The sequence below is a fragment of the Streptomyces sp. NPDC015661 genome (assembly GCF_043077765.1).
Taxonomy (GTDB): Bacteria; Actinomycetota; Actinomycetes; order Streptomycetales; family Streptomycetaceae; genus Streptomyces.
Genome location: NZ_JBIBST010000001.1, coordinates 196,127 through 222,121, shown reverse-complemented (window position 1 = coordinate 222,121; position 25,995 = coordinate 196,127). Strand labels below are relative to the sequence as shown.

The 25,995-nt window shown below is 71.2% G+C and carries 22 protein-coding genes; 10 read left to right on the top strand and 12 right to left on the bottom strand.

Annotated elements, in window-relative coordinates:
• Positions 1-111 precede the first annotated feature (111 nt).
• From ACF07V_RS01020 to ACF07V_RS01005, 4 genes are all read left to right on the top strand, one after another.
• Positions 112-1,437 carry a PhoH family protein gene (locus ACF07V_RS01020; RefSeq protein ID WP_392150781.1) on the top strand — a complete coding sequence of 442 codons (1,326 nt, stop codon included), beginning with the start codon at positions 112-114 and terminating at the stop codon, positions 1,435-1,437.
• Between the two features lie 377 nt (positions 1,438-1,814).
• On the top strand, positions 1,815-2,525 hold the full coding sequence (locus ACF07V_RS01015) for a transglycosylase SLT domain-containing protein (protein WP_392150780.1): 711 nt from the start codon (positions 1,815-1,817) through the stop codon (positions 2,523-2,525).
• A 100-nt stretch (positions 2,526-2,625) separates the two neighbouring features.
• Entirely contained in the window at positions 2,626-4,071 is a 1,446-nt protein-coding gene (locus tag ACF07V_RS01010) for an AI-2E family transporter (protein WP_392150779.1), read from the top strand.
• Positions 4,068-4,742, top strand: coding sequence for a hypothetical protein (locus ACF07V_RS01005; protein ID WP_392150778.1), 675 nt, complete (start codon positions 4,068-4,070; stop codon positions 4,740-4,742). The genes ACF07V_RS01010 and ACF07V_RS01005 overlap by 4 nt, the downstream gene beginning before the upstream one ends.
• A 60-nt stretch (positions 4,743-4,802) precedes the next feature.
• Here ACF07V_RS01005 and ACF07V_RS01000 read toward each other — a convergent pair whose 3' ends face one another.
• Positions 4,803-5,336: an alkyl hydroperoxide reductase gene (locus ACF07V_RS01000; protein WP_030222466.1), complete on the bottom strand. Its 534-nt coding sequence runs from the start codon at positions 5,334-5,336 to the stop codon at positions 4,803-4,805.
• A gap of 13 nt (positions 5,337-5,349) precedes the next feature.
• Positions 5,350-5,904 (bottom strand): peroxiredoxin, encoded by a 555-nt coding sequence (locus ACF07V_RS00995; RefSeq protein ID WP_352016772.1) that lies wholly within the window; start codon positions 5,902-5,904, stop codon positions 5,350-5,352.
• A gap of 134 nt (positions 5,905-6,038) precedes the next feature.
• Between ACF07V_RS00995 and ACF07V_RS00990 the strand changes: the two genes are divergently transcribed.
• On the top strand, positions 6,039-7,004 hold the full coding sequence (locus tag ACF07V_RS00990; protein ID WP_392150777.1) for a hydrogen peroxide-inducible genes activator: 966 nt from the start codon (positions 6,039-6,041) through the stop codon (positions 7,002-7,004).
• An 80-nt stretch (positions 7,005-7,084) separates the two neighbouring features.
• On the opposite strand, the gene ACF07V_RS00985 is transcribed toward ACF07V_RS00990, so the two are convergent.
• The 3 genes from ACF07V_RS00985 to ACF07V_RS00975 are packed head-to-tail and all read right to left on the bottom strand — an operon-like array spanning position 7,085 to position 10,658.
• On the bottom strand, positions 7,085-9,457 hold the full coding sequence (locus ACF07V_RS00985; protein ID WP_392150776.1) for an FtsX-like permease family protein: 2,373 nt from the start codon (positions 9,455-9,457) through the stop codon (positions 7,085-7,087).
• Entirely contained in the window at positions 9,454-10,137 is a 684-nt protein-coding gene (locus tag ACF07V_RS00980; RefSeq protein WP_392150775.1) for an ABC transporter ATP-binding protein, read from the bottom strand. The genes ACF07V_RS00985 and ACF07V_RS00980 overlap by 4 nt, the downstream gene beginning before the upstream one ends.
• On the bottom strand, positions 10,134-10,658 hold the full coding sequence (locus tag ACF07V_RS00975; RefSeq protein ID WP_225799388.1) for a PadR family transcriptional regulator: 525 nt from the start codon (positions 10,656-10,658) through the stop codon (positions 10,134-10,136). The genes ACF07V_RS00980 and ACF07V_RS00975 overlap by 4 nt, the downstream gene beginning before the upstream one ends.
• Positions 10,659-10,957: 299 nt before the next feature.
• Here ACF07V_RS00975 and ACF07V_RS00970 point away from each other — a divergent pair, with 299 nt between their 5' ends.
• Entirely contained in the window at positions 10,958-13,174 is a 2,217-nt protein-coding gene (locus ACF07V_RS00970; protein ID WP_392150774.1) for a transglycosylase domain-containing protein, read from the top strand.
• A gap of 87 nt (positions 13,175-13,261) precedes the next feature.
• Here the strand turns inward: ACF07V_RS00970 and ACF07V_RS00965 are convergent, their stop codons facing one another.
• From ACF07V_RS00965 to ACF07V_RS00955, 3 genes are all read right to left on the bottom strand, one after another.
• Positions 13,262-15,277 (bottom strand): SpoIIE family protein phosphatase, encoded by a 2,016-nt coding sequence (locus ACF07V_RS00965; RefSeq protein ID WP_392150773.1) that lies wholly within the window; start codon positions 15,275-15,277, stop codon positions 13,262-13,264.
• A gap of 311 nt (positions 15,278-15,588) precedes the next feature.
• A complete protein-coding gene (locus ACF07V_RS00960) occupies positions 15,589-16,254 on the bottom strand; it encodes a DUF402 domain-containing protein (RefSeq protein WP_392150772.1) in 666 nt (221 codons plus the stop codon).
• Positions 16,255-16,368: 114 nt separating this feature from the next.
• Positions 16,369-17,769, bottom strand: coding sequence for a class II fumarate hydratase (locus ACF07V_RS00955; protein ID WP_392150771.1), 1,401 nt, complete (start codon positions 17,767-17,769; stop codon positions 16,369-16,371).
• Positions 17,770-17,875: 106 nt separating this feature from the next.
• Here ACF07V_RS00955 and ACF07V_RS00950 point away from each other — a divergent pair, with 106 nt between their 5' ends.
• Positions 17,876-19,405, top strand: coding sequence for a ricin-type beta-trefoil lectin domain protein (locus tag ACF07V_RS00950; RefSeq protein WP_392150770.1), 1,530 nt, complete (start codon positions 17,876-17,878; stop codon positions 19,403-19,405).
• A 78-nt stretch (positions 19,406-19,483) separates the two neighbouring features.
• On the opposite strand, the gene ACF07V_RS00945 is transcribed toward ACF07V_RS00950, so the two are convergent.
• Positions 19,484-20,113: a lipoprotein gene (locus tag ACF07V_RS00945; RefSeq protein WP_392150769.1), complete on the bottom strand. Its 630-nt coding sequence runs from the start codon at positions 20,111-20,113 to the stop codon at positions 19,484-19,486.
• Between the two features lie 115 nt (positions 20,114-20,228).
• On the opposite strand from ACF07V_RS00945, the gene ACF07V_RS00940 reads away from it, so the two are divergent.
• Entirely contained in the window at positions 20,229-20,741 is a 513-nt protein-coding gene (locus tag ACF07V_RS00940) for a hypothetical protein (protein ID WP_392150768.1), read from the top strand.
• Positions 20,742-20,746: 5 nt separating this feature from the next.
• Here ACF07V_RS00940 and ACF07V_RS00935 read toward each other — a convergent pair whose 3' ends face one another.
• Positions 20,747-21,367: an HAD family acid phosphatase gene (locus ACF07V_RS00935; RefSeq protein WP_392150767.1), complete on the bottom strand. Its 621-nt coding sequence runs from the start codon at positions 21,365-21,367 to the stop codon at positions 20,747-20,749.
• Between the two features lie 252 nt (positions 21,368-21,619).
• Positions 21,620-23,290, bottom strand: a complete 1,671-nt coding sequence (locus ACF07V_RS00930) for a fumarate hydratase (RefSeq protein ID WP_392150766.1) — start codon at positions 23,288-23,290, stop codon at positions 21,620-21,622.
• 241 nt (positions 23,291-23,531) lie between these two features.
• Here ACF07V_RS00930 and ACF07V_RS00925 point away from each other — a divergent pair, with 241 nt between their 5' ends.
• Complete coding sequence (locus ACF07V_RS00925) at positions 23,532-24,242, top strand: DUF1707 domain-containing protein (protein WP_392150765.1); 711 nt, start codon at positions 23,532-23,534, stop codon at positions 24,240-24,242.
• Positions 24,243-24,388: 146 nt separating this feature from the next.
• Entirely contained in the window at positions 24,389-24,760 is a 372-nt protein-coding gene (locus ACF07V_RS00920) for a WhiB family transcriptional regulator (RefSeq protein WP_078908476.1), read from the top strand.
• Positions 24,761-24,853: 93 nt separating this feature from the next.
• On the opposite strand, the gene glpX is transcribed toward ACF07V_RS00920, so the two are convergent.
• Positions 24,854-25,888, bottom strand: a complete 1,035-nt coding sequence (gene glpX, locus ACF07V_RS00915; protein WP_352023716.1) for a class II fructose-bisphosphatase — start codon at positions 25,886-25,888, stop codon at positions 24,854-24,856.
• Positions 25,889-25,995 lie beyond the last annotated feature (107 nt).

Genomic DNA, 25,995 nt, shown 5'->3' with positions numbered 1-25,995 from the left:
GGCCGTGGTTCGGCCCGCGCATGGCGGCCTGAGCCCGGTCCCATTCCGCAGCGACACCGGTTCCGTCGCACCCCGACCTCACAGGGGTCTTCCGAGGGGGTCTGTCCTTCCGTGGTGACCAGCACGAAGCGCCGCCTTTCCGACCGGCGCACCTATGTTCTCGACACCAGCGTCCTGCTGGCCGACCCCAACGCCGTCTCGCGCTTCGAGGAGCACGAGGTGGTGCTCCCGATCGTCGTCGTGACGGAGCTGGAGGCCAAGCGGCACCACCCCGAACTCGGGTACTTCGCCCGGCAGGCGCTGCGCCTGCTGGACGACTTCCGGGTCCGGTACGGACGCCTGGACGCCCCGCTCCCCATCGGGGACCTGGGTGGCACCCTGCGTGTCGAACTCAACCATTCCGACCCCGGCGTCCTGCCCGCCGGCTACAGGTTGGGGGACAACGACTCACGGATCCTCGCGGTCGCGCGCAACCTCCAGGCGGAGGGGTACGACGTCACGGTCGTCTCCAAAGACCTGCCGCTGCGCATCAAGGCCTCCTCGGTCGGGCTCCTCGCCGAGGAGTACCGCGCGGAGCTCGCCATCACGGACACCAACGGCTGGACCGGGATGTCCGAGCTGGCGCTCTCCGGGGAGCAGGTCGACCTGCTCTACGAGCAGAACACGCTGTACGTCCCGGAGGCCGCCGAGCTTCCGGTCCACACGGGCCTGGTGCTCCAGTCCGAGCGCGGCAAGGCGCTCGGCCGGGTCACCGCCGAGGGGAACGTACGGCTCGTCCGCGGCGACCGGGAGGCCTTCGGGCTGCACGGCCGCAGCGCCGAGCAGCGGATCGCGCTCGACCTGCTGCTCGACCCGGACGTCGGCATCATCTCGATGGGCGGCCGGGCCGGCACCGGCAAGTCCGCGCTCGCGCTCTGCGCGGGCCTGGAGGCCGTCCTGGAGCGCCGGCAGCACCAGAAGGTGATGGTCTTCCGTCCGCTGTACGCGGTCGGCGGCCAGGAGCTCGGATACCTGCCGGGCAGCGAGTCCGAGAAGATGAGCCCGTGGGCCCAGGCCGTCTTCGACACGCTGTCCTCGGTCGCGGGCCGGGAGGTCATCGAGGAGGTGCTCGGCCGCGGGATGCTGGAGGTCCTGCCGCTCACCCACATCCGGGGCCGCTCGCTCCACGACGCCTTCGTCATCGTGGACGAGGCCCAGTCCCTGGAGCGGAACGTCCTGTTGACCGTTCTGTCCCGTATCGGGGCGAATTCGCGGGTCGTCCTGACCCATGACGTCGCCCAGCGCGACAACCTCCGGGTCGGCCGGTACGACGGAGTCGTCGCCGTGGTCGAGAAACTGAAGGGGCATCCGCTCTTCGCCCACGTCACCCTCACCCGCTCCGAGCGTTCGCAGATCGCCGCGCTCGTGACGGAGATGCTGGAGGACAATCAGCTCTGACCGATTCGTACCCGTCTGTGCGGGTAAGGCAGTTGGCGCCGCCCGGCAAAGCCCAGGAGCTTAGCCGGGCGGCGCCCCGCTGTCCCGTGGATCCGTCAAAACACCTGCGTCCACTGAGGTGTGAGCTTTCACACGCAACACGGAATTGCCTTGCGGCCTCGCCGTCCGGCAGAGTCTTGCTTCCGTCAGGCCCCGCATACGGCACACGTGCACCCTCAGGGGTGCGCACCGCACCACACAACTCCACAGCCGTAGCCGTATGCCGCCCACAGCACCACGGGCCCGTGTCTTCTGTGACCCCGTACGTCGGAGACCAGTGCCAGGGGCAAGATTTCGCCCGCGTGGTCACCTGTGCGGGCGTGCTGGAAGGAAACCGTGTGAGCCGGATCTCGGTCCGGGGATTCGCGGTGGCTTCGGCCACTGCGGTCACCACTGTCGGCGCCATCGCCGGTGTTGCCACGGGCAACGCCGCGCAGCCTTCGGACGACAACTTCGAGGCCACCGCGGCCGGCACCACGCTGCTCGCGGACATTCCCGCGGGCGAGCAGGCCCAGGTGCAGGTCTCGTCCCTCTCGGAGCAGGCCGACGTCCAGGCTGCCGCCGCCGACGCCGCCGCCAAGAAGTCCGCGGAGGAGTCCGCCCGCATCCGCGCCGCCAAGGACGCCGAGGCGAAGAAGGAGGCCGCCGACAAGGCGGCCGCCGAGGCCAAGGCGGAGAAGGAGCGCAAGGAGGCCGAGGAGCGCGCCAACCGTTCCTCCATCCGCAGCGCCACGTCCTTCGCCACCCAGGGCTCGTACAGCATCGCCGAGGTCAAGGCGATGGCCCGGCAGATGATGCCGTCCGACCAGTTCTCGTGCTTCAGCAACATCGTGGACCACGAGTCCGGCTGGAACTACCGCGCGACCAACCCGTCCTCGGGTGCCTACGGTCTCGTGCAGGCGCTGCCCGGCTACAAGATGGCCTCCGCCGGCGCCGACTGGCAGACCAACCCGGCCACCCAGATCAAGTGGGGCCTCAACTACATGGACAGCCGCTACGGCAGCCCGTGCGGTGCCTGGTCCTTCTGGCAGGCCAACCGCTGGTACTAGTACCGCGCGCTCAACCTCCGAGAGCCCCTCGCCGTCCTACGGTGAGGGGCTTCTTGCGTGTAGGTTCGCGAGGAAGAGTGAGCGGGGGAAGAGGAAAGAGATGTCCGGAGTGCCAGGCTGGCTCGGCCGGCTGGGCGAGAGCCTGAGCCGCATGGGAGAACGACTCGACGAGGCCCGGGCGGAGGCGGAGCGGGAAGACCCGCTCGGTCCGCCCTACGAGGCTGTTCGCGAGGTCCCGCAGGACGCACCGCGCGCGGCCGCCCCCGCACGGCCGGACGTCGACCCGGACACCGCCGCACCCCTCCCGGACACCGGGACCGCGGCGACCGAGGCCGCCCCCGCCGAGCCGGGCCGCTCCGTGCCCGCACCCCCCTCATACGCACCGGCCGTCGCTGCCCGCCCCGACCCCGTCGCCGCCATCCCCTGGGGCATGCGCGTGGCCGCCGAGGCGGGCTGGCGGCTGCTCGTCCTCGCGGGCACGGTCTGGGTGCTGATGAAGGTGATCAGCTCCGTGCAGCTGGTCGTCCTCGCCTTCGTCGCCGCGCTCCTCGTCACCGCCCTGCTCCAGCCCACCGTGGCCATGCTGCGCCGCAAGGGCCTGCCCCGCGGACTCGCCACCGCCGTCACCGCCGTCTCCGGCTTCGTCGTCATGGGCCTCGTCGGCTGGTTCGTGGTCTGGCAGGTCATGGACAACATCGACAACCTGTCCGACCGCGTCAAGGACGGCATCGAGGAACTCAAGCACTGGCTGCTCGACAGCCCGTTCCACGTCACCGAGCAGCAGATCAACGACATCGCCAAGAACCTCAGCGAGGCCATCGGCGCCAACGCCGAGCAGATCACCTCCGCCGGACTCCAGGGCGTCACCGTCATCGTGGAAGCCATGACCGGCATCCTGCTGGCCATGTTCTGCACCCTCTTCCTGCTCTACGACGGGAAGAAGGTCTGGGAGTGGACGCTCAAGCTGGTGCCCGCCCAGGCCCGGCCCGGCGTCGCCGGCGCCGGACCGCGCGCCTGGCGCACCCTCACCGCCTATGTGCGCGGCACCGTCCTCGTCGCCCTCATCGACGCCGTCTTCATCGGCCTCGGACTCTGGTTCCTCGACGTGCCGATGGCGGTGCCGCTGGCCGTCTTCATCTTCCTCTTCGCCTTCATCCCGCTGGTCGGCGCGGTCATCTCCGGAGCCCTCGCCTGCGTCGTCGCCCTCGTCACCAACGGCGTGTTCACCGCCCTCATGGTGCTCGTCGTCGTCCTCGCCGTGCAGCAGATCGAAGGCCACGTCCTCCAGCCGTTCATCCTGGGCCGGGCCGTCCGCGTCCACCCCCTCGCCGTCGTCCTCGCCGTCGCCGCCGGCGGCCTCACCGCGGGAATCGGCGGCGCCGTCGTCGCCGTTCCGCTGGTCGCCGTCCTCAACACGGTCGTCGGCTACCTGCGCGCGTACAGCACCGAACAGGCCCTCCGCAGCACCCCGGAGCCGCGCGGGGCCACGGCCTTCGCCGTCGCACCGGTCCCGGCACCGGGCGCCGTCGACGGGGAACGCGTGTGATATCCGAGCCGGAGCTGACGGGCGGCGAGGAGTTCGACGCCCCGGAGCTGCTCACCGAGACCCCGCCGCCGCGCCCGCCCCGGGCCCGCCGCCCCTGGCTTTGGGCGCTGGGCGGCGCGGTGCTCGCCTCGGCGGTCTGGGGCGCGGGACTGTACGCGTACGGGCAGAAGGAGGAAGCGGGCCCGGACTTCGGCGGCTACACCTCGAAGGCGGACATCTGCCGGGTGGCGAAGCTGAAGGCGCTCGGCGGGATCCTCGGCAAGCGCAGCGAGGACGGCCCCGGGCCCGAGATGGACGACCCCGCCGTGTACGAGACGTCCTGCTCGATGACCTACGGGGATCCGGACGCCGGGTACAGCGCCTCCGTGACGTACACCCTGCACAAGGTGACCGACCCGGGGCCCGAGTTCGCGGCGCGGGCGAAGTACTACGAGCTCAGCACGCCGATCGGCGGTCTCGGGGAACAGGCCTTCTTCGACGACCGCGGCGGCGAGGGCGGGGAGCTGAGGATCCTCGACGGGCAGGCCGTGATCGAGCTGAACATCTACCGGCAGTACTCGACGGACGCGCAGGGGAAACCGCTCGGGAAGGGCGAGGAGATCGACCTGTCCGGGATCGACGTCCCGATGACCGAGGACATGCTGGCCCTCATGGCCGCCCTGAAGAAGTGACGGACTGACGGAAGGGCCCCGGGGCGCGAAGCCCCGGGGCCCTTCTCGTACGGCTCGGACCTACTCGGCGAGCACGGCCTCCGCGTCCAGCGTGACGCCGACCGCCTGGATCACCGCGGCGATCTTCACGGCCTCCTGGATCGTGGCGCGGTCGACCCCGGCCTGGCGCAGGACCTGCTCGTGCGAGTCCAGGCACTGGCCGCAGCCGTTGATCGCGGAGACGGCCAGCGACCACAGCTCGAAGTCGACCTTCTCGACGCCCGGGTTGCCGATGACGTTCATCCGCAGGCCGGCGCGCATCGTCCCGTACTCGGGGTCCGACAGCAGGTGCCGGGTCCGGTAGAAGACGTTGTTCATCGCCATGATCGCGGCGGCGGACTTGGCGGCCTGGTACGCCTCGGGCTTCAGGTTGGCCTGGGCCTCGGGCTCCAGCTCCTTGAGCACCTTCGGCGAGCGCGAGGCGATCGCGCAGGCGAGGACGGTGCCCCACAGCTGCTGCTGCGGGAGGTCGCTGTTGCCGATGACCGAACCGAGGTTCAGCTTCAGGTCCTTGGCGAAGTCCGGTATGGCGGACTTCAGTTCGTCGAGAGCCATGTCGGGTCCGCCCTTACTCGCCGGAGAGGAGGGCGGCGGCGTCGAGGGTGCTCTCACCCTTGTTCCAGTTGCACGGGCAGAGCTCGTCGGTCTGCAGGGCGTCGAGGACCCGCAGGACCTCCTTGGGGTTACGGCCGACGGAGCCGGCGGTCACCATGGTGAACTGGATCTCGTTGTTCGGGTCGACGATGAAGACGGCGCGCTGGGCGAAGCCGTCCTCGCCGCGGACGCCGCAGTCGCTCATGAGCTCGTGCTTCGAGTCGGCCAGCATCGGGAAGGGCAGGTCACGCAGGTCGGCGTGGTCCTTGCGCCAGGCGTGGTGGACGAACTCGGAGTCGCCGGAGACGCCGAGGATCTGGGCGTCACGGTCGGCGAACTCGTCGTTCAGCTTGCCGAACGCGGCGATCTCGGTCGGGCAGACGAAGGTGAAGTCCTTCGGCCAGAAGAACACCACGCGCCACTTGCCCTCGTAGGACTTGTGGTCGATCTGCGCGAACTCCTTGCCGCTCTCCAGCGACACGCAGGCGGTCAGGTCGTAGGTGGGGAACTTGTCACCGACAGTGAGCACGCGCTCTCCTTGCAGGGTCGGAAGGATCCCTTTTGGGGGCTTCCGTGAGGGGTTGGACGTCTCACATACTGGCACGGGGTGCATTGATCAGTGAAATAGCTAGACTCGGTCGGGTTGATCGAAGGTGGTTATCAGTGGCATCCCCGTACAGCCCCCCGCACGGCCCGCACCGAGGCAAGCAGCCGAGCCTTTCGCAGCTCAGAGCCTTCGCGGCGGTCGCCGAGCATCTCCACTTCCGGGACGCGGCCGCCGCCATCGGCATGAGCCAGCCCGCCCTCTCGGGCGCGGTTTCGGCCCTCGAAGAGGCACTCGGTGTCCAGCTCCTCGAGCGTACGACGCGGAAGGTGCTGCTCTCGCCCGCCGGGGAGCGGCTCGCGGTCCGCGCCCGGACGGTCCTCGAAGCGGTCGCGGAGCTGATGGAGGAGGCGGAGGCGGCCCAGGCCCCCTTCACCGGCGTCCTGCGACTCGGCGTGATCCCGACCGTCGCGCCCTATCTGCTGCCCACCGTCCTGCGGCTCGTCCACCGGCGCTACCCCGACCTCGACCTCCAGGTCCACGAGGAGCAGACCTCCTCGCTCCTGGAGGGGCTCGCCGCAGGGCGGCTCGACCTGCTGCTCCTCGCCGTGCCGCTCGGTGTGCCCGGCGTCACCGAACTCCCCCTCTTCGACGAGGACTTCGTCCTGGTCGCCCCCGAGGGGCACGCGCTGGCAGGGCGGGACGACATCCCGCGCGAGGCCCTCAAGGGACTCCGGCTGCTGCTCCTCGACGAAGGGCACTGCCTGCGCGACCAGGCCCTCGACATCTGCCGGGAGGCCGGGCGCTCCGACGGTGCCGAGGTCACCACCACCGCCGCCGGGCTCGCCACCCTGGTCCAGCTCGTCGCCGGCGGCCTCGGGGTGACCCTGCTGCCGCGCACCGCCGTGACCGTGGAGACCGCCCGCAACACCGCCCTGTGGACCGGGACGTTCGCCGAACCGGCGCCCTCGCGGCGGATCGCCCTCGCGATGCGGACGGGCGCGGCCCGGCACGCCGAGTTCGAGGAGCTGGCCCAGGCCCTGCGCGGGGCGATGGAGGAGCTTCCGGTACGGGTACTGGCCTGAGCTCGTACGAGAGGGGCGCGGGTTCCCGACACCCCCCGGTGCCAGGAACCCGCGCCCCTCTCGTACATGCGAACGGTGGGTTACTCCGTCCGCAGCCCGTCCGCCCGCATCAGCCGCCACAGCACCGGCATGCTCAGCAGCGTCACGACCGCGATGAGGCCGAGGCCGATCCCGACGACGGGCAGGAAGACCCACCAGTCGTTCACCGGCTGCCCGCCCATCCTCAGCAGGACGAGCCCGAGGCCGAGGCCGCCCGCCACGGCCAGGGCCAGTCCGAGGAGGATCGGCACCGCGGTCTGCCACAGCACCGACCAGCTCAGGGTCGAGCGCCGGGTGCCGAAGGCCACGAGCGAGGACAGCAGCCGCTTGCGGTCCCTGAGCTGCTCCAGCGTCGCGACCAGGAGCGAGGCCGCCACCAGGAGCATCGTCAGGGTGGAGCCGACGAGGATGCCGGTGCGGACGCTGGAGAACGCCGCGTCGCGCTCGGTGTCCTTCAGGGTGCGCACCCAGGAGGTCGGATCGATGGCGTCCGCCGTGTTCCGTACGTGGTCGGCGGCGTCGGGCACGGCCGGGTCGAGCCGGACCATCGCCTGCGCGTCGGGCTCGTCGAGGAGCGCGGTGTCGATCGCCGACGGGGTGGCGAGGACGCCGTACTCGTACATGCCGGTCGGGTCCGGGCGGGAGTCCACGACCTTGGCGGTGGCGGGGATGCGCCACTGGGGCAGCGGGGCGCCCTTCGGGCGCTGCGGCTCGCTCGGGTGCGGATGCGGGTCGCCCAGGGCGACGGTGGCGCCGGGCCGGGCCACCCTGGTGACGAAGGAGTCGTCCGGATTGCCCTGTGCGCCGTGCGCGAGGAAGACGAAGACGTCCCCGTCGGCGCAGGAGGGAAGCGTGGCGAACTCCCGGAGGGAGGCGCAGTCGCCGACCCGGATCGAGGCCCTCGGGGAGAACTCCTCGCCGCCCTTCAGGGGGCCGGGCCGCCACACGGTCGACTCGATGATGCCGATCACGCCGGCGACGCCCTCGGTCCGCCGGAGCCGGTCGATCATCCCGCGGGCCTCGTCGGCGTTCTCGGCGTCGACGCCGATCGCGATCTGGGCGCGTGAGGTGTCCTCGCCGGTGGGCTGCGTGAAGTCGCTCTCCATCGCCTGGAAGAGCATCTGGAGCGCGATCGCCCCGGTCGCCGCGACGACGATGCCGCTGACCGCGCGGGCCGCCGTGCCGCTGCTCAACTGGAGCCTGCGGACGGCGAGCTGCCAGGCCACCGGACCGGCGTGCAGCCGCTTCACGCCGGCCTCCACGAGCCAGGGCAGCAGGGTGGTGAGGCCGATCAGGGCGAGCGTGGTGCCGAGCACGACGCTCACGCTGTCGATGCTCGTCTGGTTCGCGCGGATGTCGCCGATGAGCGGGACGAGCAAGGCCACGCCGGCCGCGAGGAGCAGCAGCCGCCACCACAGCCGGCGGCGGCGCGGGGTGGAGGTGCGGACGACGCCGAGCGGTTCGATGGCCACCCCGCGCAGGGCGAAGAGGGTGACGACGACCGAGGCGACCGGGACGACGGCGAGGACGAGCACGGCGAGCGCGGTCATCGGCACGACGTCGCCGGGGTAGGCGTTGACGTCCCAGATGGTGAAGATCCCCGCGAACTGCCGGGCCACCGCGAAGAGTCCGAGGCCGACGAGGAGGCCGAGCAGCGCGCTCGCGAGGGATTCGCCCGCCGCGATCCGGCGGGTCATGGTGGTGTCCGCGCCGATCAGCCGCAGCGCCGCGAGCCGCCGGTCGCGCTGCTCGCCGCCGAAGCGGACGGCGGTCGCGACGAAGACGAGCACCGGGAGGAGCAGGACGACGCAGGCGACGACGACGAGGAGGATAAGGAACGCGTTCATCGGTTCCTCGGGCACCGACCAGCCGTAGCGCGTGCCGCGCCCGTCGAGGTTCTCGGCGTCGAGGAAGTCGACGTGGGCGACGTACCGGAGCTCGGCGGGGCCGATGAGTCCGGCCGGGCCGATCGTTCCGGCGACCTTGTAGGGGAGCCGCTCCTTGAGGAGGGCGCCCTCGGGGGAGTCGAGCAGCTCGCCGAGCGCGGGGGAGACCAGCATCTCGCCGGTCCTGGGGAAGGCCGGGGCGCCGGGCGGGAGCGGGGGTGCGTCGCCCTCGGGGCGCAGCAGCAGTCCGCTGATGACGTCGTCCCGGTAGACGGTGGTCCGGCTCAGGTGGAGGAAGGAGTCGGGGCGGGGCGAGGTGACCTGCTCGCTGCCGTCGACGGCCCGGACGGACTCCCGGACCTCCCGCTGGAAGAGCATGTTCGGGAAGGAGGCGGCGAGCAGCAGCAGGGCCACGCCGAAGCCGACGCCGGTCGCGGTCAGCACGGTGCGGAGCAGGCCGGAGCGGCCGCCGGTGACCGCGAACCGGGCGCCGAGCGTCAGGTCGCGGGCCCAGGTGCCGAGGCTCATGCCGCCCACTCCGAGTCCCGTACCGAACCGTCCCGTACGACGACCTCGCGGTCGGAGTACGCGGCGACCCGGGCCTCGTGGGTGACGAGGACGACGGCGGCGCCGGTGTCCCGGGAGGCGTCGGTGAGGAGGTGCATGACCCGCTCGCCGTTGAGGGAGTCGAGCGCGCCGGTCGGCTCGTCGGCGAAGATCACGCGCGGGGCGGTGACGAGGGCGCGGGCGACGGCGACGCGCTGGCCCTGGCCGCCGGATATCTCGCCGGGGCGCTTGCCGGCGACGGTGTCGACCTCCAGGCGGGCGAGCCACTCGGCGGCCCTGGCCTCGGCCGTCTTCCGCTTCTCGCCGTTCAGGCGGAGCGGGAGGGCGACGTTCTCGACGCAGGTCAGCTCGGGGACGAGCTGGCCGAACTGGAAGACGAAGCCGAAGTCGGTGCGGCGCAGGGAGCTGCGCGCGCCGTCGGAGAGCGCGGTGAGCTCGCGTCCGTCGTAGGTGATGGTGCCGGCGTCGGGGCGCACGATGCCGGCGAGGCAGTGCAGGAGCGTCGACTTGCCGGAGCCGGAGGGGCCCATGACGGCGACGACCTCGCCGGCCCGGAGGGCGAAGTCGGCGCCCGCGAGCGCCGGGGTCGGGCCGTAGGCCTTGTCCAGGCCGGTGGCCTGCAGGAGCGGCGTGGGACTCATCGGCGGATCTCCTCGGCGAGCGCGTCGAGGCGGGCGGCGGTCAGTTCGAGCCAGCGCAGGTCCGCTTCCAGGTGGAAGAGGGCGTGGTCGCAGATGAGCTGGTCGGCGAGGTCGCCGTCGCGCTTGCGCCGGGTGAGCTCGCGCATCAGGCGGAGGTGCTCGGCGCGCTGGGTGTCGAGGAGCTCGGCGGCCCCGCGGCCGGTGAGCAGGGCCAGGACGACCTTGGTGTAGAGGGTGGACTGGAGGTACGGCTCCGGCTTCTCGGGGGTGGCGAGCCACTGGGCGACATCGGTGATGCCGGCCTCGGTGATCGCGTACCGCTTCCGCTCCGGGCCGCCGCCGGCCTCGATGCCGTCGACGACGACCAGGCCGTTCTTCAGGAGCCGGGACATCGTCGAGTAGACCTGGCCGTAGTGGAGCGGCCGGTCCTGGCCGAACTTCTCGTCGAAGGCGCGCTTGAGGTCGTAGCCGTGGCGCGGGCCGGACTCCAGGAGCCCGAGGAGGGTGTGACCGATGGACATGGGGACCACTCTACACGGGGTGTATACGCACGATGTATAGCCGAGCGTCGACCGCTCGGGCGTGCCGCCGGGCGGGCGTTGACCATGAACCGTCACTAACCGGAATCAAGCCTTCACGCAACCATCCGCCCCGCCCGAGCGTCGGTTCCTCTGGGCGTGGGTGCTGATTCTCACGTCCGGAAAAGACGTGATCGGTTGTCCTTTGTCCGCCTCGTCGGTGTTAGCTAGCCGAGCTGACCCGGCGCGCACGGGCACAGCACCGAGGCGCCGGACACACGACGAGCGGAGCGACTGGACACATGGGCCGACCGGACAAGGGCAAGGCGAAGAAGCGCGGCATACGCCGCCTCTTCACCTGGAAGAAGCTCCTGGGCACCTTCTTCGTGTTCTGCCTGCTCGGAATGGGCGCCCTCTACGTCGTCTACCTGCTGGTCCCGGTGCCGTCGGCCAACGCCGAGGCGACGATGCAGAGCAACATCTACAAGTACTCCAACGGCAAGATCCTCGCGCGCACCGGCAAGATCAACCGTGAGATCGTCGGCCTCGACAAGATCCCCCTGCAGGTCCAGAAGGCGTTCGTCGCCGCCGAGAACAAGACCTTCTACAAGGACAACGGCGTCGACATCAAGGGCACCACCCGCGCCGCCTGGAACACCGTCACCGGCAAGGGCAAGCAGGGCGGTTCGACCATCACCCAGCAGTACGTCAAGAACTACTTCCTGAGCCAGGACCAGACGGCGACCCGCAAGCTCAAGGAAATGGTCATCGCCATCAAGGTCGACCAGAAGATGAGCAAGAGCGACATCCTCGCCGGGTACATGAACACGAGCTACTACGGCCGCTCCGCCTACGGCATCCAAGCCGCCGCCCGCTCGTACTACGGCGTCGACGCCACCAAGCTCACCACCGCCCAGGGCGCCTACCTCGCCTCGCTTCTCCAGGCGCCCAACCAGTACGACTGGACGTCCGCGAGCCCCACCGGCCGCAAGCTCGTCGAGGAGCGCTGGAACTACGTCCTCGACAACATGGTCGGCGAGGGCTGGCTGAGCCCCTCCGAGCGGGCCGGCATGAAGTTCCCCGTCCCGCAGAAGCCCAAGCCCGCCCCCGGCATGGAGGGCCAGACCGGCTACATCGTCGAGGCCGCCAACCAGGAGCTGATCCGCCAGGGCGTCAGCGAGGAGGACATCAAGGCCGGCGGCTGGACGATCACCCTCAACATCGACGAGAAGAAGCAGAAGGACCTCGTCAAGGCGGTCGACAAGCAGCTGGAGTCCAAGCTCGACCGCAAGGGCGACAAGAAGCAGGCCACCGTCCAGGCCGGCGCCACCTCCGTCGACCCGAAGACCGGAGCGGTCGTCGCGATGTACGGCGGCGTCGGCGCCACCGAGCACTGGATGTCCAACGCGACCCGCCGCGACTACCAGCCCGCCTCCACCTTCAAGCCGATCGTCCTCGCCTCCGCCGTCGACAACCAGGCGGTCACCCAGGACGGCCGGAAGATCGGCCTCGGCACGATCTACGACGGCGACAGCCAGCGGCCGGTCGTCGGCAGCCCCATCGCCTTCGCGCCGGAGAACGAGGACGACCGCAGCTACGGACCCGTCACCGTCCAGAGGGCCACCAACAGCTCGATCAACTCGGTCTACGCCCAGATGATCGTCGACGTCACCCCGGCCAAGGCCAAGAAGACCGCCCTCGCCCTCGGCATGAAGGACGGCGCGGGCTTCCCCGAGACCCCCGCCATCTCCCTGGGCACCATGGGCGCCTCGACCATGGACATGGCCGGCGCCTACGCCACGCTCGACAACCACGGCAAGAAGGTCACCCCGACCCTGGTGAAGACCGCCGAGCACAAGGACCGCACGGTCAAGGGCGCCCCGGCGATCGGCGACCAGGTCATCAGCCGCGAGGCCGCCGACACCGCCACCCAGGCCATGACGGGCGTCGTGCAGAGCGGCTCCGGCACCCGCGCCGCCGGAAACTACGAGGCCGCCGGCAAGACCGGCACCTCGGAGAACAACCGCTCCGCCTGGTTCGTGGGCTACACCCCCGAACTCGTCACCGCCGTCGGCCTCTTCGGCGAGGACGCCCAGGGCAACCAGGTCACCCTCACCAACACCATCAACGAGGGCCGCGCCAACGGTGGCCGCACGCCCGCCCTGATCTGGGGCGACTACACCGAGCGCGCGCTGAACGGCGGCTCGGACGCCACCTTCGACCTGGAGACCGACGGCGCCGCCCCCGACGGCACCCTGCCGGACCCCACCAGCACCAGCGAGGCCCCGCAGACCGACGAGCCGACCGGGGAGCCGACCACGGCCACCACCGGCCCGACGGCCCCGCCGACCGCGACGGCCACCACGCCGCCGCAGCCGACGGGCGACCCCGTCACCACGCCGCCGGAGCCCACCCAGGAGCCCACGGCGACCCAGGAGCCGACGGCCCCGCCGACGACGATCCAGCCGCCGGACGGCGGCGACCCCGTCACGAACACCACCGTGCGCCCGCCCCGCTGACGACCGACGACACGACCGAAGGCCGGACCCCTCGCAAGGGGTCCGGCCTTCGGTCGTGAGAGACGGCGTACGGGAAGCGTCAGGGGCTCAGGTACGGGTCGCCAGCTCGAACCAGACCACCTTGCCGCCCGAGAGCCGGGTCGCCCCCCACCGCCGGGCCAGCCGGTTCACCAGGAAGAGCCCGCGCCCGCCCTCGTCCGTGTCGCGCGCCCGCCGCTGCCGGGGCAGCTGCGGCGAGTCGTCGCCGACCTCGCAGCGCAGCACGTCCGTCCGCAGCAGCCGCAGGGTCACCGGACGCTCCGCGTACCGCACGGCGTTCGTCACCACCTCGCTGATCAGCAGCTCGACCGAGTCCGTCAGCTCCTCCAGGTCCCAGCGGGCGAGCGCCCGCCGGGCGAGCCGCCGGGCCCGCCCCGGAGCCGCGTCCTCCGGCTCCAGGAACCAGTACGCGACGTCGCTCGGCGCGATCCCGTCGAACCGGGCCGCGAGCAGCGCGATGTCGTCGTCCCGGTCGCCCGGACCCAGCATGTCCAGGACGTCGTCGCAGAGCGCCTCGAGCGGCGGCGAGTGGTCGGGGCCGGTCAGCTGCGCGGTCGCCGCGAGGCGCTCCCGCAGCTGCTCGATCCCCGTCCACACGTCCCGCAGCCGGGACTCGACGAGACCGTCCGTGTAGAGCAGCAGCGTGGCGCCCGCCGGGGCGTCCAGCTCGACCGCCTCGAAGTCCACCCCGCCGACCCCGATCGGGGCACCGGGCGGCACCCGCAGCACCTCGGCGCGGCCGCCCAGGTGGAGCAGTATCGGCGGCGGATGGCCCGCGTTGGCGACGGTGATCCGGTGCGAGACCGGGTCGTACACCGCGTACATGCAGGTCGCCATCCGGTTCTCGCCGAGCCGCTGCGCCTGCTCGTCCAGATGGTGCAGGACCTCCTGCGGCGGCAGGTCGAGACCGGCCAGGGTCTGCGCGGTGGTGCGCAGCTGGCCCATGATCGCCGCCGAGGTCATGGAGTGGCCCATGACGTCGCCGACGACCAGGGCGACCCTGCTGCCGGGCAGCGGGATCGCGTCGTACCAGTCGCCGCCGACCCGGGCCGTCTCGGCCGCCGGCAGATAGCGCGAGGCCAGCTTGACGCCGGTCGGCTGCGGCAGCGAGTCCGGCAGCATCGTCCGCTGGAGCTCGTCCGCGATGTACGCCTCGCGGCCGTACAGCACGGCCTTGTCGATGCCGAGCGCGGTGTGCGTGGCCAGCTGCGCCGCGACGAGCAGGTCGTTCGGCTCGAAGCCGGCCCGCTCGGGGCGGCGCAGGAACACGGCCGCGCCGATCACCCGGCGGCGGCCGCGCAGCGGTGCCAGGACCGCCCGCAGCCCGCCGGGCAACGGATGCTCGGGGCCGAGCAGTTCGGTGAGGGCCGACTTGGCGGCCGCGGAGTCGCCGAAGACCGGCCGCACCCCGCGCAGCACCTCGGCGAGCGTCCCGCCGTTCCGCACCTCGCAGAGTTCGGCCGCGGGGGTCGGATCCGGATCGGGTACGAGGACGAGCTCCTCGCCCTCCAGATCGCTTAACCGCAGCCGGTCGGTGCGGCGCAGGCGCAGCACGAACGGCGCCACCGGCCGCTCGTCGCCCACCGGGAGCGGGTCGCGGAGGTAGACCAGGATCTCGTCGGAGAAGGTCGGCACGGTGGCCCGGCACAGGCCGAGGACGATCTCGTCCAGGTCGATGCCGCGCGCGATGCGCCGGGTCGCGGCACCGACGAACCGCAGCCGGTCGCCCTCCCGCCGCGCGGCGGTGTCCCCACCGCGCGCCCCGCCCTGAGGCTGCGGGGAGACGGCGACGGCGACGGCACCGGGGCCGCCGGGGTGGCCCGTACCGCCGGCGTCGGTCGGATGGCCGGGGGCGCCCGGGTGACCCGTGCCGCCCGGGGTGTCCGGTGCGGTGGGCTGTGCGGGTGCCTCCGCGCCCGGGGTCGCGGGGGTCGCCGGGCCGCCCGCCTGGGCGGGCACGTCGGAGGGCAGGCCGGCCGCCGCCTCCTGGCGAGGGCGCGCACGTTCCTGCGACCGGGCAGCCAGGGGCTGCCGGCCTTCGTGGGAGGTGGGATGCTCCGTCACGCGTGGGGTTCCGTCCGTCCGGGCCGGTGGTGCGATGCACTCGCTCTTCTCGCCGATGCCGCGCCTTCGGCGGGGGTAAACCCCTCGTATGCAGCGGATGTGGACGTTCCGCGAGCTGCGGCAACGGCAGGGGTCGGAACACCCGGGCGCACGTCCGGCACTGCTCTCCCCCTCGTGGATGACTTCTGGTCAGGTCCTGCGCTGTGCTGAGTCGTTGACGTGCTGTTCGGTCGGTCTGACGTGGTGTTCGGTCCGTCTCTGCCGTGCGGAGGACGATCCTACGTTTGAACCCCGGGGGCGCATCAAGGGTCTCACGGCGCCGTGTGCGCCGGAGTGCGATCCCAGTCCGCCGGCAGGTGCGGAACCCGCCAGCCCGGATCGGGCCGCCAGTCCTCCCAGCCGTCCGCGAACGGCGTCCCCCACGTCTTGATCCGCTCCACCGCCCGCTCCCCGGCCGCCCGCACCCGGGCCGCCTGCTCCGGGCTCATCAGGCCGGACCGCTGGGCCTGCGCGAACTCGTCCTCGTCCCGCCACAGCCAGCTGCGGTCGGGGTAGACGGAGATGTCGAGGAAGTGGTCCTCGGAGTCGAAGCCGCCCGACCACCGGACCCGCGGCTCCTCCAGGTTCACGTACCAGCTGCGGAAGCGCCAGCCGCGCTCCCAGAACAGCCACACCGACCACGGCTCGCCGGGCCGCGCCAGCTTGAGCACCCCGCTGCCGGCCCAGCGGGTCCGCTCGGTGGTGCGCGGGGCGGTGTAGCGCGTGGCGAGCGGCTCCTCGTGGACGGACGTGCCGTCGGCGAGCACGGGGCGGACGCACTCGGTGCCGGGCGCCATCCAGACCGCGAGCAGCTCGGGCGTGTCCTGGACGACCGTCACCGGCCGGCAGATGTGCACCGCTCCGGTGCCGTTGCCGCGGTAGCGCCAGAGGATGTGATCCCCCGGCGCCCAGTGCTGAGAGCCGCCCGATCCTGTCATGCGCAGATCTTAGGGGCGCGCTCCCACGACCGCTGCGGCACAGATCACGGAGGAGTCGGCTACCGGACATGGACGATCCGGCTACCGGCCGGTCACCACCGGCCGGTCGCGCGCCTAGGGGCGCGTCATGCGCAGCACGTCCAGCGCCTCGTCGAGCTGCTCGACGGTGAGGTCGCCGCGCTCCACGTAGCCGGAGTCGAGGACGACCTCGCGGATGGTCCTCCGCTCGGCGAGGGACCTCTTCGCGACCTTCGCGGCCTCCTCGTAGCCGATGTACTTGTTCAGCGGGGTGACCACGGACGGGGAGGACTCGGCGTACTCGCGGGCGCGCTCCACGTTCGCCGTGATCCCGTCGACCGTGCGGTCGGCGAGGAGCCGGGAGGCGTTGGCCAGAAGCCGTACGGATTCCAGCAGGTTCTTGGCCATCACCGGGAGCATCACGTTGAGCTCGAAGTTCCCGGCCGCGCCCGCCACCGCGACGGTGGTGTCGTTTCCGGTCACCTGGGCGGCGACCATCAGGACCGCCTCGGGGATCACCGGGTTCACCTTGCCCGGCATGATCGAGGAGCCCGGCTGGAGATCGGGCAGGTTGATCTCGGCGAGGCCGGTGCGCGGGCCGCTGGCCATCCAGCGCAGGTCGTTGGCGATCTTCGTGAGGGAGACGGCGATGGTCCTCAGCTGCCCGGACGTCTCCACCAGGGCGTCGCGGGCGCCCTGGGCCTCGAAGTGGTCGCGGGCCTCCGTCAGCGGCAGCCCGGTCGCGCGGGCGACCTCGGCGATGACGGCCGCGGAGAAGCCGGCCGGGGTGTTGATGCCGGTGCCCACCGCCGTACCGCCGAGGGGGAGTTCGGCGAGCCGGGGGAGTGCGGCGCGCAAGCGCTCGACGCCGTATCCGACCTGGGCCGCGTAGCCGCCGAACTCCTGGCCCAGGGTGACCGGGGTGGCGTCCATCAGATGCGTACGGCCGGACTTGACCACCGACGCGAATTCGGCCGATTTTCGCTCCAGGGAGGCGGCGAGGTGGTCCAGGGCGGGGATCAGGTCGCGGGTGACGGCGGCGGTGGCCGCGATGTGGATGGAGGACGGGAAGACGTCGTTCGAGGACTGCGAGGCGTTGACGTGGTCGTTGGGGTGGACCTCGCGGCCCTCGGGGAGCCGCTCGGTGGCGAGGGTGGCGATCACCTCGTTGGTGTTCATGTTGGACGAGGTGCCCGAGCCGGTCTGGAAGACGTCCACGGGGAAGTGCTCGTCCCAGCGGCCCTCGGCGACCTCCTCCGCGGCCGAGGCGATCGCCTCCGCGCGGTCCTTCTCCATCACGCCGAGCTCGGCGTTGACCTTGGCCGCGGCGGCCTTGATCCGGGCCAGGGCCTCGATGTGGGCGCGCTCCAGGCGCTGTCCCGAGACCGGGAAGTTCTCCACCGCCCGCTGGGTCTGGGCCCGCCACTTGGCGTGCGCGGGGACCCGCACCTCGCCCATGGAGTCGTGCTCGATCCGGTAACCGTCTGCCTCGTTCATGTTGTTCAACCTCCGTAAAAAGCTGAGCACTTGTCTTGTTCGATGTATTCCCAAGGCGCGTACCGGCCAGTAAAAACCGTGGGTAACCCCACTTCCAGGAGGCGCAGTGAAGCGCACCAGGTACAGACTCCGCTGGCCCGTCGCGGCCGTCGCCGCCGCCGCGGCGGCCCTCGGCAGCATGACCGCAGCCGCCCCCGCCGGCGCGGTCGACACGAGCACCGCGGCCGGAATCACCTCCGTACCGCTCTCTCCCGAGCTGGAGGCGATCCGGGCGGCCGAGGCCACCAAGATCTACGGCAGCCCCGAGGAGCGCCCGCTCGCCGAGCGCAGGACCGGCCTCATCTCGCTCGGCGACAGCGAGATCTCCGGCGAGGGCACCGGCACGTACGAGTCGCCCACCAACGGGCCCACCAACTGGTGCCACCGCTCCCCGGACGCCGCCATCCACCGCACCGGGATCCCCGCGGACCTCACCTTCAACGTGTCCTGCTCCGGCGCCTACACCGGGAACATCCGGATCGGCGGCTCCAAGCAGTACGCCGACGAGCTCGTCCAGAGCGACAACCTCGCCATCAAGGCCCGCAACACCCGGATCAAGATGGTCCTGCTCGTCGCCGGCGCCAACGACGACCTGCAGTTCGGGCCCGTCATGACCGACTGCGTCCAGCGGTACGTGCTCAGCCAGGGCACCTGCGAGCCCAAGTACGCCCCCGGCTGGCAGGCCCGCGTGGACGGACTCGTCCCCAAGGTCGAGCAGACCGTCCGCGACCTGAGGACCGTCATGCGCGACGCCGGATACGCCGACGGCGACTACAAGCTCGTCGTCATGGGCTACCCCAGCCCGATCGGCCCCGACTTCTACGACAACCCCGGCTTCCCCGGCAAGCTCGTCTGCGGCGGCATGGGGTACGACTCCGACACCAAGTGGGGCCGCAACTCCGCCGTCCCCGCCTTCGAGCGCGGCATGCGCAGGATCGCGGCCGACACCGGGGCCACCTACCTCGACAACTCGCGCCTCTTCCACGGCCACGAGGTCTGCATGGAGGACACCTGGGCCCGGGGCCTCTACATCGACCTCTCCAAGCCCGGCGGCCTCGACGAGAACTCCGTACGCCAGTCGTTCCACCCCAACAAGAGCGGCCACGGAGCCTTCGCGTCCTGTCTGACCCAGATCTACAACTCGGGCCTGCGCGAGGCGAGCTGCGCCGACGTCAACTCCTCCGGCACCCCGACGCTCTTCCCGCTCGCCTGGGACGACGCGTACCAGCCGCTGAGGAACCAGGCGACCGGCAACTGCCTCGACGTCAACGCCTCCGAGTCGGCCAACGGCACCGCCGTCCTCGGCTGGGACTGCCACGGCGGCCGCAACCAGGGCTGGTGGTACGACTCCGCCCGGAAGACCGTCCACACCCAGCTCACCCAGGACCGCTGCCTGGACGTGCCGGGAGCCGCCTACCAGGCCGGCAAGGCCCTCATCGTCTGGAACTGCAGCGGCGCCGCCAACCAGAAGTTCGTCCGGGACGGTGCCACGATCCGGCCCGCCGCCGCGACCGGACTCTGCCTCGCCCAGGGCGCGGCGAAGGAGCCGATCCGGCTCCAGAACTGCGACGGCTCCGCGAACCAGAAGTTCGCCTAGGAGCCTCCGAGTCGCCGTGGCCCCTCGTCCGGTGCGGGACGGGGGGCCACGGTCACGCCCGGGGAGCGCGCGGCGCGCTCAGAGCGCCTTCGTCGTGCTCTTCGCCAGCTCGTAGGCCGGGAGCATCGCCCGGTGTTCGTCGGTGTCGAGCCCGCCGAGATGGACGATGACCGTCCCCTTCGGGGTGGAGACGGCGAAGGCCCGCTCCTCCTTGGACTCCTCCGTCAGCTTGTCGGAGACCGTGTAGGTCACCTCGGTCGCGGGCAGCGCGCCCGCCTTCGTCTCCCGGTACGAGGCCGCCGAACTGCCCTTCTCCGCCTTCACGAAGCCTTCGAGAGCCGTCCGTGCCGGGCTCTTCGGGGCCGTCCACACCCGCAGGTAGCCGATGTTCCCGGAGGGCTTGGCGTCGACCTCGCAGCGGACCGTGGCCGGGCCCTGCCGGGTGAGCGCCGCGAACTCCGGGTCCTCGGGGTTCTTGATGGCCTCCGGCTTCCAGTCCTCCGCGAGCGCGAACGAGACGGGCAGGGCGCAGGCCGAACCCGGACCGCCGAGGGTCACCGCGGCCCGGGGCGTCGTCGGGGGCTTCGGCGAGCCGGCCGCCGGGGCGTCCGGCATCGGCGTCGTTCCACAGGCGGTCAGCAGCAGCCCGGCCGCCACCAGGGCGGCGGGGACGGCGGACGTACGTATCGGGCGGGCTCTCTCGGGCATGGCGCCATGATCCCCGACGCGCCCGCCGGGAAATACGCCGGACGGGCGAATCCGGCCTGACCGCCGGAGAATGTGAAGCGTGCCGAGGGGGACCCCATCCCACGGGAGGCAGGACATGATCCGCAGCTTCAGGAGGACCGGCGTGCTCGGCGTCTGCACGGTGGCGGCCGTCGCGGCCGTCTCCTTCGCCGCCGCCCCCGTCTCCGCCTTCGCCGACAACGGAGACGGTTTCGAGTTCACGCTCTACGCCAAGGAGGTCCCGGCCGCCGGGGCGAGCGAGAGCGGGCCGCCGCCCAAGGCCGGGGACGTCTTCACGCTCGCCGACGACCTGTACAAGACCAAGGGCGGCACCAAGGTCGGCCGCGACGGCGTGACCTGCGCCGTGGTGCGTGTCTCCGGTGACCAGGCCGACGTGAACTGCGTGGGCACCTTCGTCCTGAACGGCGGACCGGGCGGACAGCTCACCGCCCAGGCCCTCGTCACCTTCGACATCTCGAACGAGGCGCCGGCCGCCTACGACGTCGCCATCACCGGAGGCACCGGTGACTTCACGCAGGCGCGTGGATACGTGAGTACGACCCCCGACGGGGATTACTCGCGGCTGGAGTTCCACGTCACCTCGCGCTGAGCCCGTTACGACAGCTTGCCGCCGTAGTCCGGGAGCTTGAAGGTGCGCTCGGCGTGTCCGCCGACGAGGTCGGTCGTGTTGTTGCCGATGTTCGCGATGATCGTGTAGCCCTTGGCCTCGATCTCGGCGCGCTTCTCGGTCTTGTACGCGCTGACCTCGGCGAACAGGTCGGGGAGCGAGCGCACGTACAGCCCGTCGACGGGGTAGCCGGCCTTCTTCAGGTTCCAGTCCGTCAGGGAGTGGATGATGCCCGGGCGGGCGGTGACGAAGAAGACGGCCACCCCGCGCGCGTGGGCGTCGCCGACCAGCGCGCGCACGTCCGCGATGGCCGGGGTCGGCAGCTCCCAGAACGGGTGGAAGTCCGTCTCCAGGGAGCTGTTGTCGATGTCGAGGACGATGGCCTGCTTCTCGCGGCCGGCGTTCTCGGAGCGCGCCTCGATGTACGGGCGGGCCTCGGAGACGACGGCCGCGACGTCGTGGCGCCAGGTCGTGTAGTCGACGTCCGCCAGGGCCGCGGCCGAGGTGACGTGGGTGTCGGGGTCGGCGGCGGAGGCGGCGGGCGCGGCGCCGACGACGAGGACGGCGGTCAGGCCGAGGGCCGCGGCGGTGGTCTTGGCGGAGGGCATGGGGGGCTCCCGAGGGGTCGAACCGGCTCAGTGGTTGACATGCTCGCGACCCATACTGACCAGTAGGCAACGGGAGGGCTACCGGTCGGTAGCGACTTTCTGAGCGAAGATCGACGACGCGGGACGACATCGACGACACACGCGACATCGACGACACGGAACGACGATCGACGACCCGGGACGACGGCGCCCCCCGGCCCGGAGGGGCCGAGGGGCGCCGTGAGAGCCCTGGGGGCCTGGGGCCCTGGGGGATCAGCCGAGGCCGGGACCCCGCACCGGGATGTGCGTGAACGTCGGCTCCGGGGCCGGGTTCTGGAAGAAGTCGTTGCCCTTGTCGTCGACGACGATGAAGGCCGGGAAGTCCTCGACCTCGATCTTCCAGACCGCCTCCATGCCGAGCTCCTCGTACTCGACGACCTCGACCTTCTTGATGCAGTCCTGCGCGAGACGCGCCGCCGGGCCGCCGATCGAGCCGAGGTAGAAGCCGCCGTGCGCACCGCACGCGTCCGTGACCTGCTTGCTCCGGTTGCCCTTGGCCAGCATGACCTTCGAGCCGCCCGCCGCCTGGAACTGCTCCACGTACGAGTCCATGCGGCCGGCCGTCGTCGGGCCGAAGGAGCCGGAGGCGTAACCCTCGGGGGTCTTCGCGGGGCCCGCGTAGTAGACCGGGTGGTCCTTCAGGTACTGCGGCATCTCCTCGCCCGCGTCCAGACGCTCCTTGATCTTGGCGTGCGCGATGTCGCGCGCCACGACCAGCGGGCCGTTGAGGGACAGACGGGTCTTCACCGGGTACTTCGTCAGCTCGGCGAGGATCTCGTCCATCGGCTGGTTCAGGTCGATCGTGACGACGTCGCTCTCCTCGGAGAGGTGCTCGTCCGTCGTCTCCGGCAGGAAGCGCGCCGGGTCGGTCTCCAGCTGCTCCAGGAAGACGCCCTCGGCGGTGATCTTCGCGACGGCCTGGCGGTCGGCCGAGCAGGACACGGCGATCGCGACGGGCAGCGAGGCGCCGTGGCGGGGGAGACGGACGACGCGGACGTCGTGGCAGAAGTACTTGCCGCCGAACTGCGCGCCGATGCCGATCTTCTGCGTCAGCTCGAAGACCTTCTCCTCCAGCTCCTTGTCGCGGAAGCCGTGGCCGGTCTCGGCCGAGCCCTCGGTGGGCAGCTCGTCCAGGTAGTGCGCGGAGGCGTACTTCGCGGTCTTCAGCGCGAACTCGGCGCTCGTGCCGCCGACGACGATCGCCAGGTGGTACGGCGGGCAGGCCGCCGTGCCGAGCGAACGGATCTTCTCCTCCAGGAACTTCATCATGGAGGCCTCGTTCAGGACCGCCTTGGTCTCCTGGTAGAGGAAGGACTTGTTGGCCGAGCCGCCGCCCTTGGCCATGAAGAGGAACTTGTACGCGCCGCCGTCGGTCGCGTACAGCTCGATCTGCGCGGGCAGGTTCGAGCCGGTGTTCTTCTCCTCCCACATGGTCACCGGGGCCATCTGCGAGTAGCGCAGGTTCAGCTTGGTGTACGCGTCGTAGATGCCCTTGGACAGGGCCTCCTCGTCACGGCCCGGGGTCAGCACGTTCTGGCCGCGCTTGCCCATGACGATCGCCGTGCCGGTGTCCTGGCACATCGGCAGCACGCCGGCGGCGGCGATGTTCGCGTTCTTGAGGAGGTCCAGCGCGACGAACTTGTCGTTGCTGGACGCCTCGGGGTCGTCGATGATCCGGCGCAGCTGGGCCAGGTGGGCCGGGCGCAGGAAGTGCTGGATGTCGTGGATCGCCTCGGCGGCCAGCTTGCGCAGCGCCTCCGGCTCCACCTTGAGGAACGTACGCCCGTCGGCCTCGAAGGTGGAGACACCTTCGGAGGTCACCAGGCGGTAGGGCGTGGTGTCCTCTCCCAGGGGGAGCAGATCGGAGTACGCAAACTCAGGCATGACGGCGGCCATTCCTCACTCGGCAGACAGCTGCGCCGCCTCCGTTGGCGGCGCGCCCTCCAGCGTAAGACGCGGGGGCGGCGCCGATCCTGTGAGGTAAGGCTCAGTAGGGGGTGCGACCGCACCGGAATGGCGTGTTCGGGTCGCGGAGGCGCGCCCCTGTCCCGGTGCCGTCCCCTAGGGGATGGCACCGGGGTGTTCCCCCTGGTTGCGATCTATCGCGTTTCGCTACGCTGGCTCCGTGGACCTCGAAAAGCAGCCCGAACCCGAGAAGCAGCCGCAGCCGCAGCGGCCGGCCGCCCCCGCCGCCACCTCCCCCTCCTTCGTCGATCCTCAGGGCTCGCTGCGGGCCTCGGACGCGGACCGGGACCGGATCGCGGACATTCTCAGGGACGCGCTCGCCGAGGGACGGCTCGACCCCGAGGAGCACTCGGACCGCATCGACGCGGTCTACCGGGCCAAGACCGTCGGGGAGCTGGAGCCGATCGTCCGCGACCTGCCGGCCGCCCGGACCGTCCGCGAGACCGAACCGGCCCTGGTCTGGGGCTCCGACGAGACCGAGGGTCCCGCGGACAACCTCGTCGCGATCTTCTCCAGCACCACCCGCAAGGGCCGCTGGCGGGTGAGCCGCCGGACGAACGCCTTCGCCCTCTTCGGGAACGTCGAGATCGACCTGACCGAGGCGATCTTCGCCCAGCGGCTGACCACCATCAACGCCACCTCCATCTTCGGCAACGTGGAGGTGCGGGTCCCGGAGAACATCAGCATGCGCGGCAGCGGCACCGGCGTCTTCGGGAACTTCGAGGTCGTGACCCTGGAGGGCGCCGACCCGCAGGCCCCGGTCGTCGTCGTCAACGGCTACTCGGTCTTCGGGAACGTCGAGGCCAAGCCCAAGCGCGGCAAGTGGATCACCAACCTCCAGGGCAGGCTCCGGAAGAACCTCGGGCACTGACGCCGGGAGCCGCCCGGAGGTGACCGGAATTCGCCCTCGGGTATCCGCAGTGCGGAACGGCGGGGCACGCAGTGCATAGGCGCGCGCACAGCGGGTAGGGCTGGTGCATCGCCGCTCGCTCGCGAAGCCGTCGTCAGGAGTAGACCGTGCTGCAACTGCCGCATCAGCCCCTCCAGGTCGCCGCCGTACCCTCTCAGCGCGCCCCTGCCCGGGAGGACGAGGCCGGTCCATGGCACGCGGAGGCGGTGTGCCGCCGGGACGAAGCCGGGCTCTTCTTCGCGCCCTCCAAGGAGCCGACCGCCGCGCGGCTCGCCCGCGAGGAGGCGGCCAAGCGGGTCTGCGCGCGCTGTCCGGTGATGGTCGAGTGCCGGGAGCACGCACTGCTCCAGCCCGAGCCGTACGGGGTGTGGGGCGGGCTCACCGCGGCGGAGCGCCGCGTCGTCCTCGCCCGGCGCCGGCGCCGTGAGGTGGAGCTGCGGAAGGCCGCCGCGACCGAGCGGATCGCCCAGGCGGGCTGACGGGACCGCGGAGACCTTCCCGCGTGCCCGTACGAGAAGGGGCGCCCCCACCGCACATGGGGGCGCCCCTCTTCGTACCGTCGCGCGGAAGCGTTACTTCGCGCGGTCGAAGTCGATCGCGCTGTACGCGCGCAGCTTCGAGAGGCGGTGCGTCGAGTCGATCTGGCGGATCGTGCCGGACTTCGAGCGCATGACCAGCGACTGCGTGGTCGCCGTCTCGGCGCGGTAGCGCACCCCGCGCAGCAGCTCGCCGTCGGTGATGCCGGTCGCGACGAAGAACACGTTGTCGCCGCTGACCAGGTCGTTCGTGGAGAGCACCCGGTCCAGGTCGTGGCCCGCGTCCAGCGCCTTCTGGCGCTCGGCGTCGTCCTTCGGCCACAGCTTGCCCTGGATCACGCCGCCGAGGCACTTGATGGCGCACGCGGAGATGATGCCCTCGGGGGTGCCGCCGATGCCCATGAGCATGTCGACGCCGGTGCCCTCGCGGACGGCCATGATCGAACCGGCGACGTCGCCGTCCGAGATGAACTTGATCCGGGCGCCGGTCTCGCGGATCTCCTTGACGATGCCCTCGTGGCGGGGGCGGTCCAGGATGACGACCGTGATGTCCTCGGGCGAGGAGTTCTTGGCCTTGGCGACCCGGCGGATGTTGACCGAGACGGGGGCGTTGATGTCGACGAAGTCGGCGGCCTCGGGGCCGGTGACCAGCTTGTCCATGTAGAAGACCGCGGACGGGTCGAACATGGTGCCGCGGTCGGCGGCGGCCAGGACGGCGATCGCGTTCGGCATGCCCTTGGCGTTGAGGGTGGTGCCGTCGATCGGGTCGACGGCGATGTCGACCTCGGCGCCGGTGCCGTCGCCGACCCGCTCGCCGTTGAAGAGCATCGGGGCTTCGTCCTTCTCGCCCTCGCCGATGACGACGACGCCGTTCATCGAGACGGTGGAGATCAGGGTCCGCATGGCGTTGACCGCCGCCCCGTCCGCGCCGATCTTGTCGCCGCGACCGACCCAGCGGCCGGCTGCCATGGCGGCGGCCTCGGTGACGCGGACCAGCTCAAGGGCGAGGTTGCGGTCGGGGGCCTCGGGAGAAACGACAAGCTCGGGCGGAAGGTGGTGGTGCTCGGTCATCGGAGCGCACCTTTCTGTACGGCGACGGCCGGGAAAAAGAGGGTGATGCGACTCTATCGGTACGTCGACAAAATGAGCAGAGGGGCCCACGTATGAGCACAACACCA

Coding starts and splice junctions, on each gene's coding strand:
- ACF07V_RS01010 (WP_392150779.1), top strand. CDS start 2,626: ATGTCCGGAGTGCCAGGCTGGCTCGGCCGGCTGGGCGAGAGCCTGAGC.
- ACF07V_RS01000 (WP_030222466.1), bottom strand. CDS start 5,336: ATGGCTCTCGACGAACTGAAGTCCGCCATACCGGACTTCGCCAAGGAC.
- ACF07V_RS00985 (WP_392150776.1), bottom strand. CDS start 9,457: ATGAGCCTCGGCACCTGGGCCCGCGACCTGACGCTCGGCGCCCGGTTC.
- ACF07V_RS00980 (WP_392150775.1), bottom strand. CDS start 10,137: ATGAGTCCCACGCCGCTCCTGCAGGCCACCGGCCTGGACAAGGCCTAC.
- ACF07V_RS00975 (WP_225799388.1), bottom strand. CDS start 10,658: ATGTCCATCGGTCACACCCTCCTCGGGCTCCTGGAGTCCGGCCCGCGC.
- ACF07V_RS00970 (WP_392150774.1), top strand. CDS start 10,958: ATGGGCCGACCGGACAAGGGCAAGGCGAAGAAGCGCGGCATACGCCGC.
- ACF07V_RS00960 (WP_392150772.1), bottom strand. CDS start 16,254: ATGACAGGATCGGGCGGCTCTCAGCACTGGGCGCCGGGGGATCACATC.
- ACF07V_RS00955 (WP_392150771.1), bottom strand. CDS start 17,769: ATGAACGAGGCAGACGGTTACCGGATCGAGCACGACTCCATGGGCGAG.
- ACF07V_RS00945 (WP_392150769.1), bottom strand. CDS start 20,113: ATGCCCGAGAGAGCCCGCCCGATACGTACGTCCGCCGTCCCCGCCGCC.
- ACF07V_RS00940 (WP_392150768.1), top strand. CDS start 20,229: ATGATCCGCAGCTTCAGGAGGACCGGCGTGCTCGGCGTCTGCACGGTG.
- ACF07V_RS00935 (WP_392150767.1), bottom strand. CDS start 21,367: ATGCCCTCCGCCAAGACCACCGCCGCGGCCCTCGGCCTGACCGCCGTC.
- ACF07V_RS00930 (WP_392150766.1), bottom strand. CDS start 23,290: ATGCCTGAGTTTGCGTACTCCGATCTGCTCCCCCTGGGAGAGGACACC.
- glpX (WP_352023716.1), bottom strand. CDS start 25,888: ATGACCGAGCACCACCACCTTCCGCCCGAGCTTGTCGTTTCTCCCGAG.